General features: G+C 64.5%; 17 protein-coding genes. 1 reads left to right on the forward strand and 16 read right to left on the reverse strand.

What is annotated here, in order from left to right; genetic code table 11:
* Position 1 precedes the first annotated feature (1 nt).
* Positions 2-1,204: an amino acid ABC transporter permease gene (locus tag J4G32_RS01465; protein ID WP_210483347.1), complete on the reverse strand. Its 1,203-nt coding sequence runs from the start codon at positions 1,202-1,204 to the stop codon at positions 2-4.
* A gap of 111 nt (positions 1,205-1,315) precedes the next feature.
* A complete protein-coding gene (locus J4G32_RS01470) occupies positions 1,316-2,335 on the reverse strand; it encodes an amino acid ABC transporter substrate-binding protein (RefSeq protein ID WP_210483349.1) in 1,020 nt (339 codons plus the stop codon).
* A gap of 230 nt (positions 2,336-2,565) precedes the next feature.
* Here J4G32_RS01470 and metC point away from each other — a divergent pair, with 230 nt between their 5' ends.
* Complete coding sequence (metC, locus tag J4G32_RS01475) at positions 2,566-3,753, forward strand: cystathionine beta-lyase (protein WP_210483351.1); 1,188 nt, start codon at positions 2,566-2,568, stop codon at positions 3,751-3,753.
* Between the two features lie 28 nt (positions 3,754-3,781).
* On the opposite strand, the gene J4G32_RS01480 is transcribed toward metC, so the two are convergent.
* The 14 genes from J4G32_RS01480 to J4G32_RS01545 form a co-directional block, all read right to left on the reverse strand.
* Positions 3,782-4,153, reverse strand: a complete 372-nt coding sequence (locus tag J4G32_RS01480; RefSeq protein WP_210483353.1) for a lipid-A-disaccharide synthase N-terminal domain-containing protein — start codon at positions 4,151-4,153, stop codon at positions 3,782-3,784.
* Positions 4,153-4,887 carry a glycosyltransferase family 2 protein gene (locus tag J4G32_RS01485; protein ID WP_210483362.1) on the reverse strand — a complete coding sequence of 245 codons (735 nt, stop codon included), beginning with the start codon at positions 4,885-4,887 and terminating at the stop codon, positions 4,153-4,155. The genes J4G32_RS01480 and J4G32_RS01485 overlap by 1 nt, the downstream gene beginning before the upstream one ends.
* Before the next feature lie 43 nt (positions 4,888-4,930).
* Positions 4,931-6,640, reverse strand: a complete 1,710-nt coding sequence (locus tag J4G32_RS01490; protein ID WP_210483364.1) for an ArnT family glycosyltransferase — start codon at positions 6,638-6,640, stop codon at positions 4,931-4,933.
* Positions 6,641-6,887: 247 nt separating this feature from the next.
* Complete coding sequence (locus tag J4G32_RS01495) at positions 6,888-7,085, reverse strand: hypothetical protein (protein WP_210483366.1); 198 nt, start codon at positions 7,083-7,085, stop codon at positions 6,888-6,890.
* Between the two features lie 116 nt (positions 7,086-7,201).
* On the reverse strand, positions 7,202-7,648 hold the full coding sequence (locus J4G32_RS01500; protein ID WP_210483368.1) for a hypothetical protein: 447 nt from the start codon (positions 7,646-7,648) through the stop codon (positions 7,202-7,204).
* A 260-nt stretch (positions 7,649-7,908) separates the two neighbouring features.
* A complete protein-coding gene (gene galE, locus J4G32_RS01505; RefSeq protein WP_210483370.1) occupies positions 7,909-8,904 on the reverse strand; it encodes a UDP-glucose 4-epimerase GalE in 996 nt (331 codons plus the stop codon).
* A 47-nt stretch (positions 8,905-8,951) separates the two neighbouring features.
* The gene (locus J4G32_RS01510; RefSeq protein WP_210483372.1) at positions 8,952-10,142 is read right to left on the reverse strand and encodes a hypothetical protein; all 1,191 of its coding nucleotides are present in this window, start codon (positions 10,140-10,142) and stop codon (positions 8,952-8,954) included.
* Positions 10,142-11,332: a polysaccharide pyruvyl transferase family protein gene (locus J4G32_RS01515; RefSeq protein WP_210483375.1), complete on the reverse strand. Its 1,191-nt coding sequence runs from the start codon at positions 11,330-11,332 to the stop codon at positions 10,142-10,144. The genes J4G32_RS01510 and J4G32_RS01515 overlap by 1 nt, the downstream gene beginning before the upstream one ends.
* Before the next feature lie 35 nt (positions 11,333-11,367).
* The gene (locus J4G32_RS01520; protein WP_210483377.1) at positions 11,368-12,672 is read right to left on the reverse strand and encodes a glycosyltransferase family 4 protein; all 1,305 of its coding nucleotides are present in this window, start codon (positions 12,670-12,672) and stop codon (positions 11,368-11,370) included.
* Positions 12,669-14,927, reverse strand: coding sequence for a hypothetical protein (locus J4G32_RS01525; protein ID WP_246504723.1), 2,259 nt, complete (start codon positions 14,925-14,927; stop codon positions 12,669-12,671). Before J4G32_RS01525 ends, J4G32_RS01520 begins: the two co-directional genes overlap by 4 nt.
* Complete coding sequence (locus J4G32_RS01530) at positions 14,924-15,691, reverse strand: hypothetical protein (RefSeq protein WP_210483379.1); 768 nt, start codon at positions 15,689-15,691, stop codon at positions 14,924-14,926. The genes J4G32_RS01525 and J4G32_RS01530 overlap by 4 nt, the downstream gene beginning before the upstream one ends.
* Entirely contained in the window at positions 15,688-17,004 is a 1,317-nt protein-coding gene (locus J4G32_RS01535) for a glycosyltransferase family 4 protein (protein ID WP_210483381.1), read from the reverse strand. The genes J4G32_RS01530 and J4G32_RS01535 overlap by 4 nt, the downstream gene beginning before the upstream one ends.
* A complete protein-coding gene (locus J4G32_RS01540) occupies positions 17,001-17,837 on the reverse strand; it encodes a class I SAM-dependent methyltransferase (protein ID WP_246504724.1) in 837 nt (278 codons plus the stop codon). The genes J4G32_RS01535 and J4G32_RS01540 overlap by 4 nt, the downstream gene beginning before the upstream one ends.
* Entirely contained in the window at positions 17,834-20,068 is a 2,235-nt protein-coding gene (locus J4G32_RS01545) for a glycosyltransferase (protein ID WP_210483383.1), read from the reverse strand. The genes J4G32_RS01540 and J4G32_RS01545 overlap by 4 nt, the downstream gene beginning before the upstream one ends.
* Positions 20,069-20,114: the final 46 nt, after the last annotated feature.

Here is a 20,114-nt window from a genome sequence, read left to right on the forward strand (position 1 = left end):
CCTACCGTTCAACGATCGCGACGCGGCGATTGTAAATGTTCATCACGAAGGACGTCACGAGACTGATCGTGAGATAGACGCCCATGGTGATGACGACGACCTCGATCGCCTGGCCGGTCTGGTTGAGCACGGTGCCCATGAAGACCTGGACGAGATCAGGATACCCGATGGCGACCGCGAGCGACGAGTTCTTGGTCAGGTTGAGATACTGGCTCGTGAGCGGCGGGATGATCACCCGCATGGCCTGCGGGACCACGACGAGCCGCAATGTCTGGCCCGGACGCAGACCCAGGGAACCGGCAGCTTCCGTCTGACCCTTCGAGACGGCCAAGATCCCGGCGCGCACGACCTCGGCGATGAACGCTGCCGTATAGGTCACGAGGCCAACGAGCAACGCCACGAATTCCGGCAGGATCTGCATGCCACCGCGCAGGTTGAAAGTGCCCTTCTGGGGCATTTCGAAGCTGATCGGATTCGCGCCGACGACGGCCAAAGCGAGCCAGGCGAGGATCGGCAGGCCGAGAACGAGCCCGATCGTCACCAGGCCGAGCGGGTATTGCCGGCCGGTCGATTCCTGCTGCTTCTTCGCCCAGGTCCGGAAGATGATGGTCCCGACGATACCGATCACAAGCGCCGCTCCCATCACCCAGGCGTCGCTCGCGTAGAGCGGCCGGGGCATGAAGAGACCGCGGGAATTGAGGAAAAAGCCGGCCCCCATCCCGATGGAATCGCGCGGTTGCGGCAAGGGCCCAAGCACCGCGATGTACCAGAACAGCAATTGCAGCAGCAGCGGGATGTTGCGCAGGAGTTCCACGTAGACCATCGCCACCTTGGCGACCATCCAGTTTTTTGACAGCCGCGCGATGCCGACGGTGAACCCCAGGAATGTCGCGAGCACGATGCCGATGGCCGACACAAGCAGGGTGTTGAGGAGGCCGACGATGAAGGCATCGCCATAGGTGGACCCTGCAGCGCTGAATGAGATCAGCGTCTGGCTGATATCGAAGCCGGCCGTGTTGTTGAGGAAGCCGAAGCCCGAGGCAATCTTGGCGCGCTGGAGATTTTCAACCGCGTTCGAGGCGGCCATATAAAAAAGGTAGCCGACGATCAGGACGAGCAGCACCTGATAGAAGGCGCCGCGAACCTTTGGATCGTAAAGGATCGACTTCTCAGGCGGCGATGTCTGGCTGACGGTTGTCTGCACTGAACTCAACCCCTCACGGCGTGTTGTTGGACGTCACGCCTCTTGGTCGGGCGCGCATTCTTTTGCAAGAAGGGCGCCCGGATCACTCCGGACGCCCCAAGGTCGGTTCGCTTAGCGGATCGGGATGCCGTATTGCAGGCCGCCCTTCGTCCAAAGCGCGTTCTGGCCGCGCTTGATCTTCAGCTTGGAGCCCTCGCCGACGTTGCGCTCGAAGCTCTCGCCGTAATTGCCCACCTGCTTGATGATGCGCAGAGCCCAGTCGTTGGTGAGTCCGATGGCCTCGCCATACTTGCCCTCTGTGCCGAGGAGACGCTTGATCTCGGGGTTGTCCGAGCCCTTCATCTGCTCGACGTTCGCCTTGGTGACGCCGAACTCTTCGGCGTTCAGCATGGCGTAGTGGGTCCAGCGGACGATATCGCCCCACTGGTTGTCGCCGTGACGAACTGCCGGGCCAAGCGGCTCCTTGGAGATGATCTCCGGGAGCACGATATGGTCATCGGGAGCCGAAGCGCGCAGGCGCTCGGAATAGAGGCCGGAGGCGTCGGTCGTGAACGCATCGCAACGACCCGCGTCATAGGCCTTGAAGGTTTCGTCCGAGGTGGCGAATGCCACCACTTCGTACTTCATGTTGTTGGCGCGGAAATAGTCCGCGAGGTTCAACTCGGTCGTCGTGCCCTGCTGGGTGCAGATGGACGCGCCGTTCAGCTCCTTGGCGGACGAGACGCCGAGCTTCTTGCGGACCATGAAGCCCTGGCCGTCGAAGTAATTGATGGCCGGGAAGTCGAGGCCGAGCTGGGTGTCGCGCGACATGGTGGCGGTCGAGTTCCGGGACAGGACGTCGACCTCGCCCGACTGCAGGGCCGTGAACCGGTCCTTGGCGGCGAGCGGAATGAACCGCACTTTGGTCGGATCGTCGAAGATGGCTGCCGACATGGCGCGGCAGAATTCGACGTCGAGGCCCGTCCAGGTCCCCTGCGCGTCGGGAACGCCGAAGCCGGCAAGGCCGGTATTTGACCCACAGGTCAGGTAGCCCTTCTGCTTCACACTGTTGAGCGTCGCCTGAGCCGAGGCGCCCGTCGCAACAAGGCAGGCCGTGAGGCCGAAGGCGATCGATACGATGGCCTTTTTCATTTTGTTATCGTCTCCACTAGACGGCTTAGCGCCCCCATGATCGGAAGCGTCCAGCCGAGTTCCTGTTTGGCACGTGTCCGCCGCCTGACGAAGGCAGCTTCCGAAACCATCACATTCTATCATCGATGACGGGTCAAGTGTTGATAGGAAGGTGGCCCCGACCTGACTTGACGGCAGCCGCGCGGCCGTCCCACATCAGAGCCCCTGCCCTCCAAAAATTTCCGTAGGCAATGTCAAACCTCCCTCCCAAGATCGACGACCTCGGCGAACGCACCCGGCTGGTTCACGCCGGCCGCGACCCGAGCCAGCAGCACGGCTTCGTCAACACGCCGATCTATCGCGGCTCGACGGTGCTGTTCCCGACCACCGACGACCTCCTGAACCGCCGCGGGCGCTTCACCTACGGCACACACGGCACACCCACCACGCAGTCATTGGAGGCGGCCTGGACGCAGGTGGCGGGAGCCGCCGGCACAGTGCTCGCACCCTCGGGTCTTGCTGCCGTAACCCTCGCGCTGATGGCCTTCCTCAAGGCGGGCGACCACCTGCTGATGACGGATTCGGTCTATCGCCCGACCCGGATTTTCTGCGAGGGGATGCTCAAGAAGTTTGGTGTGGAAACCACCTATTACGATCCGCTGATCGGCGCCGGAATCGCCGATCTGTTGCGGCCCAATACGAGCGTTGTCTTTACGGAAGCACCCGGCTCCCAGTCCTTCGAGATGCAGGATATTCCGGCGATCGCCGAGGTCGCCCACGGCCACGGTGCGGTGGTCATCATGGACAATACCTGGGCGACCCCGCTGTTTTTCCCGCCCCACGACCGCGGTGTGGACGTGGCCATCGAGGCCGGCACGAAGTATCTCAGCGGTGGTTCGGACCTGCTCCTCGGCATGGTCTCGGCGAATGAACGCTGCTTCGCCACCCTACGAAAGACCTATGACGCGCTGGCCATGTGCCCGGGCCCGGAGGATGTGTTTCTGGGGTTGCGGGGCTTGCGGACGATGGCGCTGCGCCTGCGCGAACATGAACGTCAGGCCCTCGACATGGCGAAATGGCTCGGGGACCGCCCGGAGGTGGCGCAGGTCCTCCACCCGGCGCTGGAAACAGACCCTGGCTACGCCATCTGGAAACGTGATTTCAAAGGGTCGTCGGGTCTGTTCTCGGTGGTCCTGAAGCCCTGCTCGGACAAGGCGCTGGCGGCCATGCTCGACGGCCTCGCCCTCTTCGGCATGGGATTTTCATGGGGCGGATTCGAGAGCCTGGTGGTGCCCTTCGACTGTGCAACCTACCGGACGGCGACGCAGTGGCGCCCGGGCGGGCACGGTCTGCGCTTCCACATCGGCCTCGAAGACCTCGACGACCTCAAGCGCGACCTCGATGCGGGCTTTGCGCGATTGCGGGACGCCGACGGCTAGGACGGCTGGGCTGAGGCGCGGTCGGGCGCTATCCCGCCGCGCCTTCCGCGCCCACGGCGGCCTCCGCCGCCGCCATCGCCTTGCGCTTCTTGGCATCCTTGGCGATCAGCATGAGATTGCGGATGTAGATGAAGATGGAAAAGGCCTGGCCCAGGATGATCACCACGTCTCGCCGCGCAAAGCCGTAGACGAGCGTCATCAGCCCGCCCGAAATGGACAGGAACCAGAAGCCGACCGGAATGACGCTCTTTTCCGCCTTCTCGCTCGCCAGCCACTGCACCAGAAACCTTGCGCCGAAGACGAACTGGGCGATGACGCCAAAGGCGGCCCACAGGTCGAACCGCGCCACGAGCACGTCGTAAAAGTAGAGGCCGATATCATGCGACAGCCGCATCAGCATCAGACGATCTCCTGAATGACCGGGACCTTACGGCGGCGGCGGATCAGCCACCACACCCCGGCCAGATCGAGAATACCGACCCAAAGGCGATCAAAGAGGCCGTAATTTGACCGACCGGCATGCCGGGGCCGATCGACCACGTCCACATGGGCAACCGAGTAACCGTCGCGCTTGACCAGGGCAGGCATGAAGCGGTGGAGCGCATCGAAATAGGGCAAAGCCAGGTAGACGTCGCGGCGGAACGCCTTGAGTCCGCATCCGGTATCTCGCGTGTCATCCTTCAGGATCCGGCCGCGCACGCCGTTGGCTATGCGCGACTGCCACTTCTTGGAGGCGCCGTCCTTGCGTCCCACCCGTTGCCCTGCCGCAAGGGCCACTTCCGGAGCGTTCAAGGCCGCCACCAGTTCAGGCAGGAAGGCCGGGTCGTTCTGCCCGTCCCCGTCCAGCGTAACAATGATATTCGACCGCGCCGCGACCACGCCTGTCCGGACCGCGGCGCTCTGGCCGCAGCTCGACCCATGCCGCAGAACCCGAAGCCAGGGGCGCGAGGCCTGCGCCTTGCGGATCTCCGCGATGGTCGCATCGGTCGAGCCGTCATCCACGTAGATCACTTCGAAGGGCGCCAGGACGGCGCAGGCCCGCTCGATCTCCTCGAGAAGCGGGAGAACGTTGAGAGCCTCGTTCTTGACGGGCACGACGACGCTGACGCGGGTCGCAGCACTGAGATCGGTCATAGGGCAATGGCCTCGAGGCCACCTCTTGATGGAACGAACGGCCTCACAGGCCGACCGCGTAGGCTCCGATGTCGAGCCGCCGTCCGCTGTTGATATTGAAACCCGCGACCCGGGTCGAGAGCACCGGCTTCTGCCCGAGGCGCTCATTCTCGGCGCGGAACTCGTCCTCGAACCGTTTTTCGACGAAAACGAGCCGGCATCCGCCGCCCTGTAGGAAGGCTGCTGCCTCGGGACCGCTCTCAAGCATCTCGAGACCGGTCCCCGTCAGGAAGACGAGGCTGGGCTCGCGATAACCGAGTGTCGCGATGCGTGGGCTGGTGCAGCCCAGATTGCGGGCTACCTCCGCAAGACGCGGCGACACCTTCAGCGACCGCAGATCCAATTGTCCAAGTCCGAAGACGCCGACCGACAGGAGCATTGCCGCGCCAAAACTCGCCCAGACGCATTTCAGCACCTGGTTCCGCACAAACAGCCACCAGGCATAGAGCGCCGCCAGCGACGACAGGATCAGAACGGGAAGCGCCCGATAGGGAAGCGTGCCGTCCAACGTCCACGCGGCCACCGCAATGCCCACGGTCAGCCCCACCGGGATCAGCGCGATCAGGACCGCCGCCACTTTGGCAAGTGGCCGGTGCGGACCCACGAAATGACGGGAGATCGCCATCACCGTCACGATTGCAATCGCCGGATAGAGGGGCAGCACATAATGGGGCAGCTTGGTCGGAACGAGCTCGAAGATCAGCCACGAGGGCACGATCCAGGCAATGGCAAAGGTCACCGGCTCGTCCCGGCGATGAATCCACGCGAAGGGCACGGCGATGGCCGCCAGGATCGCGCCCGGCCAGAACGTCGCGAAGAAGGCCAGAAGGTAGTAGCCAGGCGGGGCCCAGTGGTAGGTCTGCGCCGTGCCGACCTTTCCCAGCATGTCGTGCCCGACGGCCTCCGCGTAGAACGCGCCGCCGCTTTTCAAAGCGATGGCAACGAACCACGGCAGCACGACGAGCACCGTGAGCAGACCTCCATAGAGGGGTCGAAGCGTCAGCAGCCAGCGCGCCGACCGTTCGCGCCAGGTCAGCGAGGCGGCGCTCAGCCCGACGAACATCAGGATCAACGGGCCCTTGATGAGAATTCCGGCGGCGAGCCCGACCCAGAAGACCACAAGCGTTCGACGCGGCAGAATGCCGGCCCCACGGCCGAGATAGGCCCGGGCAAGCCCGCCCATGGTCGCAATAGCGCAAGCCGCCAAAGCGGCATCGGTCTTTGCAAGGCGCGCCTCCACCATCAGGAGGATACAGGTGGCCATGAAGGCGGCGGCCAGGAAGGCCCCGCGCCTTCCGAGAAACGCCAGGGCCGCCCAGTAGGTGAGAAGGACGGCGGCGAGCGCCCCGAGAAGCGAAGGAATGCGGTAGAGCGCGATCGTCGTGCGGGCCTCCGGTACACCCAAGGCCTCACCGATGGCGACGGTCCCGGTCTGGAGCCAGTAGATGCCGATCGGCTTCTTGTGCCGTGCCTCGTCCTGGAAGCGAATATCGACGAGGTCGCCCGTCTCCAGCATCTGCTTCGACGCCTGCGCATAGCGCGGCTCGTCGCGGTCCATGGGGTGCAACGAGGTGAAGCCGGGAAGAAAGCAGGCCAGGGATAACAGGACCAGAATCAGGCAAAGCCGCGCATGGCTCCGCTCCGCCGCGCTCGCCAGCCTGGCCACATGGAAATGGCGCCATGAGCTACGCTGATGCGCGACGTGACCGTCCATTCAATACTCCGGCGGCGACAAATCTGATCGAGACAAAAATGTGCCAAGGCAACACCGACCCTGACGGGGGCTGATGTCTCTCAAAGCAGGGGGGAAGTCAAATGTGGCCGGGGTTGTCGGCGGGGCACGCCTTGCAGCCATGCCAGCGACGGGTCTCAGGGCTCGAAAGCCGGCACGTCAGCCCCCGGACCCGGTCGCCACTCTGCTCAGGCGGAGGCTGCCCGCCCAAGCGAAAGGTATCACACGATCAGCCAACGAGTCGGCGGGGTTCGCGGGTCGCCCCCTTGGCGGCCATCCGGAGGCGATCGAGCGCAGCGATGGCAAGACGCGCCTCGGTCAGGAACCGCTCCTTCAGAAGCCCCGGCTCGTGGTCCCAGCCCCGGGAATCGTACTCCGATCCGTAGATCGCACGCGCAACGTCTTGGACTTCGTCATCGCTGATCATTCGAATCTCCCTCTCTGACAGACTGTCGCAGTTCGAGGGTAAGGCTCACATGATGCAAGGAAAACAAGGGGGTAGAAGATCGCCATTTCCGGCGGGATCTCGAGCGCCAGGCCCGCTTAACTGGGCGCTTTTTCGTCTTGCTCGCGATCTTCTCGCGCCGGAGAGGGAATGATTCCGTCGATCTGGACCCATCCGACATCCGGCCGTTCGCAGGGCACGAGATACACGGAACCGCCCTCTCTTTTTGCAACGCGGCAGGCAATCGCCCGCAGGTCGCCGGGGGGGCGATAAATCACCACGCTGCCGACAACGAGTTCCTCGGCTGTCCTGGACGGGATGATACCGGCAAAATCGGGATTCTCACCCGATTCCAATTGAATAGCACCACTCTGCTGCCGGCTGGCACGAAGGCGTTCAAGGGCCGCAATGGCGACGCGTGCTCTGTCTCGGTAGCGATCGCTGACCACTCGAAGGATGGCGTTCGGCTCACGCCCTGGATACCAGGCAACACCGCCCACCTTGGCCAGTTCTTCCGCAACGCACTCGACTTCTTCCTCGGACATCATTGCTCCCATACGCGCTACTGCGAACGCTTAACAACGCACGAACCTAACATTCTATGAATTATTTCACGGGCAACTTGGGGGTAATCAAGAATGAAATAGGTTGCGTTGATTTCGCCGCAACCTAACACGGAATCGACAAGCCGTCGCGCCATATCGTGGCTGTGGAAAGCTGTGGCCGCAAGGGCGCGTTGCAAATCGGGCCGGCGCGATATGACGCGGGGCCGCTTGCCAGTTTCATAAAAAGGCCGAATCTCAGGTCAGCTTGACCTTTGCTGGCGCTCCGCCAAAGCGGCCTCCCAGGCCAGCGCGTGAGCGATGATCGTGTCAAGATCGTCGAGAGCGGGACGCCATGCGAGCAGATCGTGGATGCGAGAGACGCCGGCAACGAGGGTGGCGGGATCACCGGCACGGCGCGGAACGATCGTGGTCGAGAAGGCGACACCGGATACCCGCCGGACCGCCTCGATCACCTCGATCACCGAATGCCCTGTCCCGTAGCCACAGTTCAGGACAGTGCTGGCGCCCCCCGATTCGAGATGGGCCAGGGCCGCCAGATGCGCGTTGGCGAGGTCGGAGACGTGAATATAATCCCGCAGGCACGTGCCATCGGGAGTCGGATAATCGGTGCCGAACACGTCGACGTGCGTGCGCTGTCCCAATGCGGCCTGAGTCGCGACCTTGATGAGATGCGTCGCGCGCTGGCTCGACTGGCCGCTCCGACCCTGTGGATCGGCCCCGGCGACATTGAAATAGCGGAGCGCCACATAAGTCAGCGGATAGGCGAGAGCCGAATCCCGCAACATGATTTCAGTCATGAGCTTGGAGGAGCCATAGGGCGAGAGCGGCCGAAGATCGGCTGTCTCGGAAATCGGGCTTTCCGCTGCATCGCCGTAGACAGCGGCTGTCGAGGAGAAGATGAAGCGGGTCACGCCGTTGGCCACCGCAGCACTGAGGAGCGCCCGGGACTTCACCGTGTTGTTCAGGTAGTAGCCAAGCGGATCCGAGACCGAATCCGGCACGACGATCGAACCCGCAAAATGGGCGATGGCATCGATATCATGCTGGCGGATGATGTCGCCGACCAGGCCTTCGTCGCCGCAATCGCCCTCGACGAACGTCACGTCCGCTGGAACGATCCAGCGGAAACCGGTGCTGAGATTGTCCAGCACTACAACCTTCCGCCCGGCATCCAGCAGCGCGAGAACCATATGGCTGCCGATATAACCGGCACCGCCCGTCACGAGGATTGTCATGATCGAACCTTTTGTCTTGATCGGAGCATGGGGAACGCCCTTCCCCCTTAGGGCCTGGATCTGAGGGCGACCGGGACGCGCACCAGATCGCGATCCCAGGTCACTTTGCAATCCCTTAGCTGATAACGCGTGAGATAGAGAAAGCCTTCGCTGCCCATATCCTCGAAAGAAAGTGTCTTCGCCTCAGGGTCGATGAGCGTGGGATAGAAATACGCCGAAGGCTCCGCGCAGGATTTGTCCCAGAGCAGAGAGGCCCCCATCACCAGCGCAGGTTGCGTCCAGGCGAGCAGGTCCCGCGAACTCGATGCGAAGATCCCCTCTTCCACGGTTCCGTCAGCCCGCTTCCGCTTGTCGCCAAACACCGCAACGATCTCGCCGCTCTCCCGCAACTGCACCATGCCGCCGATCATCCGGCCGAGAAGGTGCGGTGCGACCGGCGTGCAAACGTGGTTGGCCGCATCGGCGGATCCGACCCGGAACGGGTCGATGAAGGTCACCGAGAAGGCCGTCCCGTCCCAGGCGCGCCATGCGGTCGGATCGGCCAGGTCCTGCGTGCGGATCAGACAGTTGCCCCTTGCCTGGTCCCGGTAGCGGTCGGCGAACACGAACGCATAATACCACCCGTCCCGCGCGACGATGTTGGTGGGGTTGGCGTAGCCTACCCGGGACTCGCGATCGGTCGGGAACGGATAGGGCAAGGTCGCGACGACGGGCGGCTGTCCTTTGTGCTGCTCGGCCGCGAATGTGCGGCCACCATCGTGGGAGACAAGCGCCGTCACCGTATTGAGCAGGCAGGCGCTGTAGGCGCCAGCCGGACACTGACCCGGCGTGCGCTCTCCGCGAAGCTCGGTATGCGCCAGGGCGTCCACCCGCCGGCCGTCGCGGGTATAGACGGCGGAGATCCAGCTCAGATCATTGAAGCTGGCGAGATCCGCGGATCTCCCTGCCTCGAACAGCACCTCGCAGTCCGGCTTCACGGTCCCGAGGCTCGTGCCCACAAGCGCCCGGTTATCGTTGTGGCTGACGATCAGGCGCACTTCACCGTCCACATTCCGGAAAGCGCGCGCCGGCGCGTCTGGAACGTTCGTCTTGACGCAGGCCTCACGCGACCAGTCGAATACCGTCTCCACCGGTCCGGTTTGCGCAATCTCGACCTCCGCCCGCGAGGGGTCGGTCCAGGCCAGAAACAGACCGGCGGCGGCGATTCCACAAAGTCCGAGCCGGACGCGCGGTTCCATCAGGCGACCTTCTGCACCGGGCTCCGCGCCTTGTCCTGCAAGACATCCACCATTTTCGTGTCGGCCCCGTTCTCCACCAGAAACTGCTGCATCTCGCGATAGGTGTGGTGATAGGCGCGATTGAACTTGTCGAAGAGGGACTGGTCCCAATAATCCTCGATGTTGAAGGCCTTGCCCGAGAACACGTCGAAACTCGGGATCTGGTAAGTCTCGGCGAACTCGACCGTGCGGCTGTCATACGTGAAATAGATGGACGGCGTCGCATTCGCGAGCGCCATCAGATTGCCGTGGAGCCGGTAGCCCAGGACAAGATCCTTCTGCTGCACGAGTGCTTCGTAATCCGCCACCACATCGGAATAGAACAGGCGCTCCCGGTGCAGGCGCTCCATCGTTTCGTCCATGTACCACTCGGACACCCACTTGTTGGCGCGCAGGCTGGCGAAGGCCTCCTCCTTCTGCTCGGGCGTGCCGAACACCATCTTCTTCTCCTCGACCTCGCCCTGAGCCATCAGCACCACATCGAACCGCTCCGCGAGGGATTTGACGAGGTCCCGATGGAACGTCAGATAGCGCTTGATGTCCTGCGCATAGGACGGCGAGACCTCGCGGCGGACGGTGATGCCCACGTTGCGCACTTTCTCCAACGCCGGAAGCCGGATTTCGAGGTTCGGATCGTTCCGTCGGAAGGCTGTCGGACACCCCACGATGCGCACGTTCTTGATGCCGATATCCCACAGAACCTGGGCCGAATAGGCGCCACGCACGCCGATGGACGTGGTGGAATCGGCCATCATCCGAAGCACCAGCTTGGTCTCGGCGGAGAGTTCGATGTTGCCCTTGACGGGCGCCTGCGCGCCAATGCCGAGCGCGATGACGGGGATCTTGAGCCGCTTGAGAACCTCGACGGTCTGGCTCCACCGCATGTCCTTGTGGACATAGTTCGAGCCGCGCAGGAAGACGTAGTCGTATTCCTCATTCAGCCGGTCGACATCCTCGAGCTTGGGGTCGGCAATGGTCAGCGCGTCGAGCTTGTCGAAATTGAGCAGCTTCAACGTCGAGTCGAATACGAAGGCGTCGCCAATGTTATGGTAATGATTGATGTGCTTCTGAATGTCCTTGTAGCGGTACCACCGGACATTGTCGTGATCGTAGACTTCTCCCGACGGGATCATGACGAGGACGCGTGCCATTGGGGGGATTTCCTTTCAATGACGGTTTGACAGGCTCAGGCCGAGCGGGCCGTGGCTGATAGGGCAAGGGGCGAGCGGGACGCCAGATCCCGGTAGAGATCGAGATGGAGGCTCGCGCAGGCGTCGATGTCGATCGGCCGCCGGATGCCGTCCCGGAGGCGGCCCCACAAGGTGGGATCGGTCAGCGCCTCGACCATGCGGTCGATCAGGTCTTCCGAGGAGCCGACGCGGAAATGGAGACCGTCGATGCCATCGGTGATCTTTTCGGCCATGCCGCCCACGTTGCTGCAGATCATCGGGCGGCCGTGGAAGAACGATTCCTGAATGACGATCGGCGAGTTCTCCCACCAGATTGACGGAATGATCGTCCAGTCGACGGATTTCATCAGCCGTGGCATCTCGCTGTTCTGATAGGCGCCATAGAACCTCACCCGCGACCCAGCCCGTTCCAGCAAGGTCGCGATCTTGTCCTGAAACGCCTTGGGCTGACGTTCGAGGTTGCCGCCGAAGATCATCAATTGCGCGTCATCGCCCCAGACGGCGTCGGGAATCCGCGCCACGGCGTCGAGCAGCACGTCGACGCCCTTGAACGCGGTGATCTGTCCGAAATAGGCAAAGCGCGACCGCCGTCCCTGCGGGTCGGGAAGCGCGCGCGCAGGCGCCGGCTCCACGATGTCGAGGCCGTTCTCGATGACGGTGAACTGATCACGCGAGAGCCCCCAATCGACGTAGCGGTCCACCAGAAACTGGCTCGGCGAGACGAAATGGTCGGCGACCTGCAGCAGCGACCGGATGAAATACTCACGGCGCAGAAACCGCGCCGGGGGAATCGCCGGAAAGCACGCATTGCAATCGGCAGGCGACGAGCGGTGGCAGAGCTTCGTGCTGCCCGTCTTCACCATCTGGCCGTGGTGATGGCAGATGGACAGGAACTCGTGGAACGTCACCACGATGATCACCTCCGGCAGCGCCTGGCGAACCGCATACAGGCATTCGAGGCCGAGGCCGATGAAATGGTGGAAGTGGACCACATGCGGCTTCAGTTCACGCACCACGCGAAGGAAGTCCCGTTCCAGCTCCTCGGTGTTGTGGTTCGACAGCAGGAAATCGTCGTAATCGTCCGCATGATAAAGGATTTCGCCGTCCTTCTGGCGCAGGCTCAAAAGAGCCGTCCCGCCATGGCGGACAACCGGATGACCGACCCGCGCGAGAAAACGCGATTCCGCGCCGTCTGTGCCGTTGAGACCCTTGTGCAGATTGTAGGAGGCGATCTCGCCGCCGCCGAGGGAGAAGCTCGGATGCCCGTGGGAGACCACGAGGACACGCATGCGATCCGTCATTTGGCCCCCCGCATGTTCGCGACGAGAAGCGACCAGCGCCGGTTGAAACTCCATCGGTCGATCCGATCCGCCAGTCTGCGCCACGGCACGCCCATCGCTCCAGCCTCCTCGTCAGCGGCCACCATCTCAACCTCGGGAAGCCACAAGGATGGAATGCCCGCGAGCTTCAGCTTGAGACACAGGTCCCGCCCCTTCTCGGCGACGCCCAGATACGACCGGCTGAATCCGCCGGTGCTGGCGAGCGCCGAGCGCGCGACGATGCAGCACGCCGTCGTGCCGGCGATCACCTCGGTGGCCTCCGCACCCCGCACAACGTCGCGGGGATAGCCGATGAAGCGGTCGACCAGGAGACGCTCGCTGTCGTCGAGCCAGGTTCCGGCAAAGCGGATGGAATCGTCCTCGAACACAATGGTCGGGCTGACCAGAACCTTGCCGCCGCGCGCGTGATAGGCGCGCTGCAGGCGGGTGAGCCAGCCGGTCTGGCGCGGCAGCACGCCTGCAGACAAGAGAACCAGCGTCTCAGCCTTCGTGCCGCCGATCGCCGCCTCGAAGGCGTCGCATGCATCCTGCACGCCCTCCGCCGCGATCAGCCGGACGCCCAACCCGTAGAAGGCCGCGACCCGCTGGACCTCGGCTGCGATGTCGCCCAGAACTGCGACCGGCACGCAGACCGCGATCGGCGTCGCGCCGACGTCGGGGTCGAGCGCCAGAAGTGCCAGAGTGACAGTGACCTCCTCGATGTCGAGGCCCGCGCCCACGATGACCACGGTCGAGGCGGCAGTGTCGTTGAAGCCGAAATCGCGGATTTCCACGACGCGCGGCGCCGGATGGTCGAGGGCCTGCATCATCGGCCCGATATGCCGCTCGATCGCCTTCACACCGCCAGCCATGCGCGGATCGAGGGACGAGACCAGCCGCTCAAGCGCCCGGCGGGACAGTGCCCGCACGGGTTTCAGCGGATAGAATGCGAGGCCCTGTGTCTCGAGCGCCAGCTCGAAATAGACCGCCGCATCGCTTGCCGAGGACAGGCCCGGAACGAAGGCGAGGAACCCGTGATCGTGCCGCGCCGGGTCGATGCTGCCGGCGAACAGATCGTCATGCTGAAAGGCAGCCGTGACGTCGGGACGCGGAAGGCGTGTCCAGGAAGTGTTGACAGGCGCGGATTCGGATCCGGCGCGCAGAACGATGGACTCGACGAGGCGATCGGGATCGAGCATCCAGCCGGTGACCAGGATCCCGCCGCCCGGAACCTCGACCACCAGGTCCATGCCAAGGCGAATGGGCTGGTCGAGGATCGACACCGTGTCGCGGCCGTCGAAGCGCTGACCTGCGCGGCGCAGCACTTGCAACGTGTCGGGACCGGCGCTCGCGCGCTTCACGACATCGCGGATATGGGCCGGCACGTCGGTGGGAGGCAGAAGCACGCGCCGCTGATAAATCTCAAGCGTCCGCCACCCATCGGCGGTACGGAAGTACAGGCGTTCGAGCCGTTCGAGATCGAGCGCCATCGCGGGATTGGCAAGGAGGCCGACAAACCCCTGCCCGCTTCCGCCGAGATCCTCGCGCATGACGGCTGCCGCGGTGAGGTCGGCAATGTGGTGGCCATTGTGAGCGACGAGCACGCGCGACAGATCCACCGGCAGGGTGTTCGACCATCCCTGAAGATAGGCCTCCCCCGCATCCAGGGGCCCCATGACCTCCACGTAGCCGTCATTGCGCGCGGTGGCGGCGAGCAGGGCCATGGCGGCGGCCAGGCGGTCGGCGCTGGGGCTTTCCGCCATCAGCGCTTGCGCCATCACGTCGGCAACGGCGGCAAAGCGATCGCCGGATTCTGCCGACACGATCCGCATGAGAAGCGCGAAGGGCACCGCACGCTTGATCAGCGTATACCGCGCCGGCTGACCCTGGCTCCGCAGGACAATGGAGCGCAGGCGCAAGCGCCCGGCAATCTTGAGCGGAACGACAGCCACGAAACCAACGGACTGCTCGGCGGGCGCGCCGGCGCGGGCCCAGGTGGCGACCGTCGCTGTCATCGCCATGCTCGGGTCACCGTTGAGCAGGGCGGGCGCCTGTCCGGACATCGCCGCCGCTACGCCGCAGACCAGAACCAGATCCTCGCCGATGGGCGTGGCGAGAACGGACTCACCGTCGAGCGGCAGCGACAGGTGATCGGTCAGCGTGTTGGTGCTTGTCAGCCCGCTTCCGCCCGGCGGAGCGGAGTGGCGCAGATCGACGAGGGCGTGGATCGACGTCATGGGCTTCCCGAACGCAGGAGGATCAGAAGGATGGCTGTGCACGCCACCGCGGTGACGGCACCGAGCATGATCAGAAGCGAAGCGGCCCGACGCATCGGCCGATCCGCGGCCTTCGACAGATCCCGGATACGGGCGTCGAAACCGGTCAGGACCGTGTCGAAGCGCAACAGAAAGACCTCCAGATCCGACACCCGCTGGACGAGATCGTCACGGCCCGACCGCACGAGGTCGAGCGCAGCACCAAGACCGTCCTCCTTCGAGGCCATCTGCTCCACCTGTTCGGCGGTGCCGCGCAACGTCTCGACCGTCTCCCGCTGGATGATCTGCGAGCGGCGCTGCGCCGCAATCAAGACTTCCAGCTGATCGAGCACCCGGCTCAAGGGCGCATTGATAGCCGCCTCGGCGCTGCGCTCGGTCTGGACCGGGATCTGCAGGACGACCTCATGCCCAGTGGTGGGCGAAACCGCCACAACCGAGAGGCGACTGCGATCCTCATCCGACAATCCCTCGGGAAGTTCGACCTCGAATGCGTAAGCCCCGTCGCCGATGCCATTGCGGCGCAGGTCGACGCGTGGCCGGTCGGCAGTTCCCGATGCGATCATGCGGCCCGCCAGCAGAACGCGCACGAGGAGCCGTTCCTGCGGGCGCGCCCGGTCGCGCACCCAGCCGAAGAGCCGCCGGGCCTCGATGGCGTCCATGCTGCCCTGGATCTGCGGGGTGATCGCCTCGACGGCGACCGGCATTTTCTTTTCTGCTGCACTCATGCTGCTTGCGCTCCACGGTCCGCACTGTCAGCGGCAGGGCCGGACGGCTCGAGGTTGTGCGCCGGCAGCCCGAGGCCGCGATAAATTTCAAGATGACGGTCGGCGACCGCCGCGATGGTCGGTGGCGGCCGTATCCCCGCGACCAGCCTGCTCCACAATCCCGGCGTATCAGCGGCCTCTCGCATGACGCGTGCCAGCGCCTCCGGATCGTCCGCCCGCACATGCAGACCGTCGACCCCATGTCGGACAGCCTCCGCCATGCCGCCGATATCGCTGACAATCACCGGCCGGCCGTGCCGAAATGCTTCCTGGATCACCAGAGGCGCATTCTCCCACCAGATCGACGGCACCACGACCCAATCGACGTCCGCCATGAGCGCGCCGATCTCGCCGCGCTGGTAAGGGCCAAGGCGACGGACCTGCGGAGCGGTGTCCGCAAGGAGCGTGTCGATTTCGTCGAGGAAGGTCTGTGCCTGGAACGGTGCGCCGCCGTGCACGCGCAATGCAAACCCCTCGAGTTTGTCAGCGCGCAGTTGCTGCGCGGCATTGAGAAGAACGACGAGGCCCTTCCACGGATTGAGGTTTCCGAAATATCCAAACACCGGCCGTCGACCGTCGGGAGACGGACGATGCGGTGCGGAAGGCACATCCGGCCGGCCGTTCGACACGACGTCGATGGAGGCTGCTGGCAATCCCCAGGCGACGTGACGATCCTTGATGAACTGGCTCGGTGCGAGAAAGCGATCGACCTGCCCCAGCATCGTCTTGATATGGCGTTCGCGCAGCAGGAACTTATCCGGCGCGATGGCCGGGAAGCAGGAATGGCAGCGGTTGGGAGACGCGCCGGTGCAGCGCTCCCGGCCGGTCGTGCGCATCATGAGGCCGTCATGGGCGCAGATGGCGTAGTAGTCGTGCAGCGTCATGACAATCCGCGCTTTGGGCAGCACGCGCCTGACGAGGGCAATGAACTCCACGCCGAGGAGCAGCAGGTGATGGATGTGGACCACATCCGGCCGAAATTCCTCGAGCAGCCCCTGCAATTGTGGAATGACGCCGTAGGCGTCGATCTGGCTCATATAGAAGCGGTCGAAATGCCCACTCCACACCACGACCTCGTCGGGATCGGCGCTGACGGTCTGAAAGCTGGTTCCAGGGCGCTGCTCCCGGTGATTGCGATCGGTGGCGGCAAGAAACAGGGCCTTCACGTCCGGGCGTGATCGCAACTCGCCGAACAGGTCGTGGGCGAAGATCTCCGTGCCGCCCGGGTGCAGGGCCGGATGGTTATGGGCCACGACGAGGATGCGGGTCGTCAAGCGCGCGCTCCGGGCTTGGTGGCCACGATGATGTCCTGGTAATGGGCGCTTGGCGTCCCGCGCCAATGCCCGAGCGCGACACGTTCGATCCCCAATCCCGCCGTCTCCAGCACCGCTTCGATCACGCCGGTTTCAAAACCGATGGCGCCGAGCGGCGCGCTCGGATCGGCTGTCCAGGAGCGCGGCTCCGGGCCGGGCACAAAGCGAGGACGCGCGTCCGCTCGCTCCATATCTCCCGGACCGATCAGGAACGCCGTGACGAAGAGGCGCCCGCCGGGCGCAAGGAGACGCACCGTCTCGCGCGCATAAGCGGCGATTTCGCTGGACGGCAGGTGCGTTGCGACGGACACCATGGCGGCGAAATCGAAGCTCCCATCGGAGAAGGGCAGCACCACCTCTTCGCCCCGCAGGGAACCGCCGGGGTTATAGAGCGCGTGGGCGACGTCGACCTGGCAAAAGCGGAAATGCGGGTAGACGCTGGTGATGTGGCGTCCGCACCACGCGATGCCCTCGCCCACCGGGTCGACACCTTCATAGCGCCCCGGCTCTCCATCGAGATATTGCGTCAACGGCACCGCGATGCGCCCGATGCCGCACCCGATATCGAGAACGCGGTCGGACGGCCGCAGACCGCCGATGCGCACGAAGTGGCCGAGGAACTCTGCGCCGATAGCGCGATAATCGCCGTCGCCGACAAACACGTTCTCCGGCGCCGGCGCGGGCAGAAAGCGGTTGGCCTCGACAGCCGACATCAGCCAAGTCAGGCGCATATCCTCGGCGGCCGACAAGCCCATGGTTTCGGGCGCTGCCGCGATGACGCGTTGGACGTTCATGAGAGGGCGCTCCTGGTTCTGAGACTGCGTCGTTCCGACGTCGCGATGGCCGCGATCAAACCGCCCCAACGGGCGGTGTGGAGTGCGCAGTTGTATTGCCATGCGATGCCGCGCATGTAGTCGGCGTTGACGGACATCGACTGCCGTTCGAGGTGATAGAGAGAGACCTCCGGGACGTAGGCGATCCGGCGGCCTGTCATCGTGATCTTCAGGCACAGGTCGCTGTCTTCGTAATCACCGATGACATAGTCCTCGGTGAAGCCGCCAACCTGTTCGTAGAGCGCGCGCTTCATCACGAGACAGGCGCCGGTCACGGCGGGAACAATGCGCGGCTCGGCGGCGGGCGCATAGGAGCCCGGCATCCCCTTATGAAAATGGTGATTGAGCCAGCGACCGCGGTGATCCTGCGCGAAATACATGCCCGCGTGCTGGATCGACCCATCCTCGAAGAGCAGTCGCGGTCCAACGGCTCCGATGCGGTTGCGGCCGCCGAGTCGCACGACCAGCGGCTCGAGCCAGCCGTTCGCCGTCGGGATGACATCGGAATTGACGAGCGCGAGGGTCTCGCCCCGCGCTGCCCCCGCCCCTGTATTACAGGCCCGCGCGTAGCCGGCATTGCGCTCCATCACGACGACCAGCATCGGCATGCCGTAGATCAGGTAGAAGCCGCCGAGTAGATGGTGGAGGTCGCCAGCCTGGTCGGGTGAATCGAGGACGAAGATCAGTTCCGCATTCGCGCGAAGCCACGGATCGGCGGCGAATGCAGCGATCTGAAAGCGCAGGAAGTCCAGAACCTTGTAGAGCGGAATGACGACCGACACTTTCGGCCGAGGTGGCGCCGTGCCGATCCAGGCGCTGGTCGGTGCGCCAACGCCGGCGCCACTCTGCGCATGCAGATCGGCGATGACTGGGCTCAGGATCGTGGCGAGCACATGGTCGCTGACATGCTCCGGCGGGACCGCGCGCAAGGCCACGGCCCGCGCGCCAACGGCGTCGATCGGCTGCGGCGGCGGGACGAGCGTATGATGTGAGCCGGATTTCAGGCAAAGCCGAAAGCGGGGCTGGAGGATACGGGCCGTCCCTCCCCGCGGCGGCGCGAGAACCGCAAAGCCCGTTGCGGTCATAGGGCTGCCGTCCTTGGGATTATTGACGCTGACCGGGAAGCGATGCTGGGCGTCGGTCAGATCGTGCGTCTGCGCGCCGAGTGCGGCCAGTCCCGAGACCAGATCGGCCGGATCATTGTACCACCCGGTCACAAGCGTGCCCGCAGCGGTCGACAGGGCGCAGACGATCTCGGCCGTAGGCGTTAACTGCTGGCCGACGACCCGGCGGGCCTGAAGCGGCGCGCGCAACTGCGCCTCGAGCGCGATGGCCCGACCCGCGTCGGACCGGCCGCACAATTCGATCAGAAGCGATTCACGTAGGTCCGGCGCTCCCGGGCCGTGCTGGCTGAGCCACCGGGCCAGAGAGGGCTGCCCGGCAGCCATCGGCGCGACTACGCGCATCGACAGCCCGCCCGCGCCGACGAGGACGATGATCGCCCTCGCAGATCTGCCGAAGCGATGCGGCACCAGCAAGTGGAGTGCGTTGCGGGCTCCAGGCGCCATCGATCGATGCGCCTGCGATGAAAGCCGCACGGGCCCGTCCGCCGACAACCCGTAGACGGCATCGATCTTGCCGAAACTGGCCGGCAACGACGTCTGCAACAGAAGCGCCTCCGAGCCAGCGCTCGCAGCAACGGATGCCGCGGCCGGCTCAGGAGCCAGAACCTGGAGGACGGCGCGCAGGAAATGCGCAAATTCAGGCGCACGTTGGAGCCGGAAGAGAGGGCCCCAGACGTTGAACAGGGTCGAGACCAGAGCCACGCGCCCGGTGCTGTCGACCGTGTCGATCAGCGCCTGTGCATCAACCCTGGTCAGGTCGGCATCGCTCGCGATCTCGATATCGAGCGCGTTGCCGTGCGTCTTCGTGCTGAGCGACACGCGGAACAGGGCATCTTCTCGCCGGCGGAGAACCCACACCACCCGTGTGCCGCCATCGGCCCGCGTCAGCCGGAGTGAGGCATTCGGCGTCACACGACCGCCTTCGACGACGGAAAGGGGTGCGGCGGAGCGGACGGCCTCAGGCACATCAAGGACGATCATGACGACATTCGGAGCGAGCGACCCCACACGCGGAACACTGGTCCGGTCTGCCGGGGCTGCAAGGGAATGAGCGTCGAGCATCGTCATGAAATCTGCACACCTCGATGGGCGGACGCCGCAGCCTCTTGGCCGC

This window comes from Microvirga antarctica, from assembly GCF_017921815.1.
In the GTDB taxonomy this organism is placed as follows: domain Bacteria; phylum Pseudomonadota; class Alphaproteobacteria; order Rhizobiales; family Beijerinckiaceae; genus Microvirga; species Microvirga antarctica.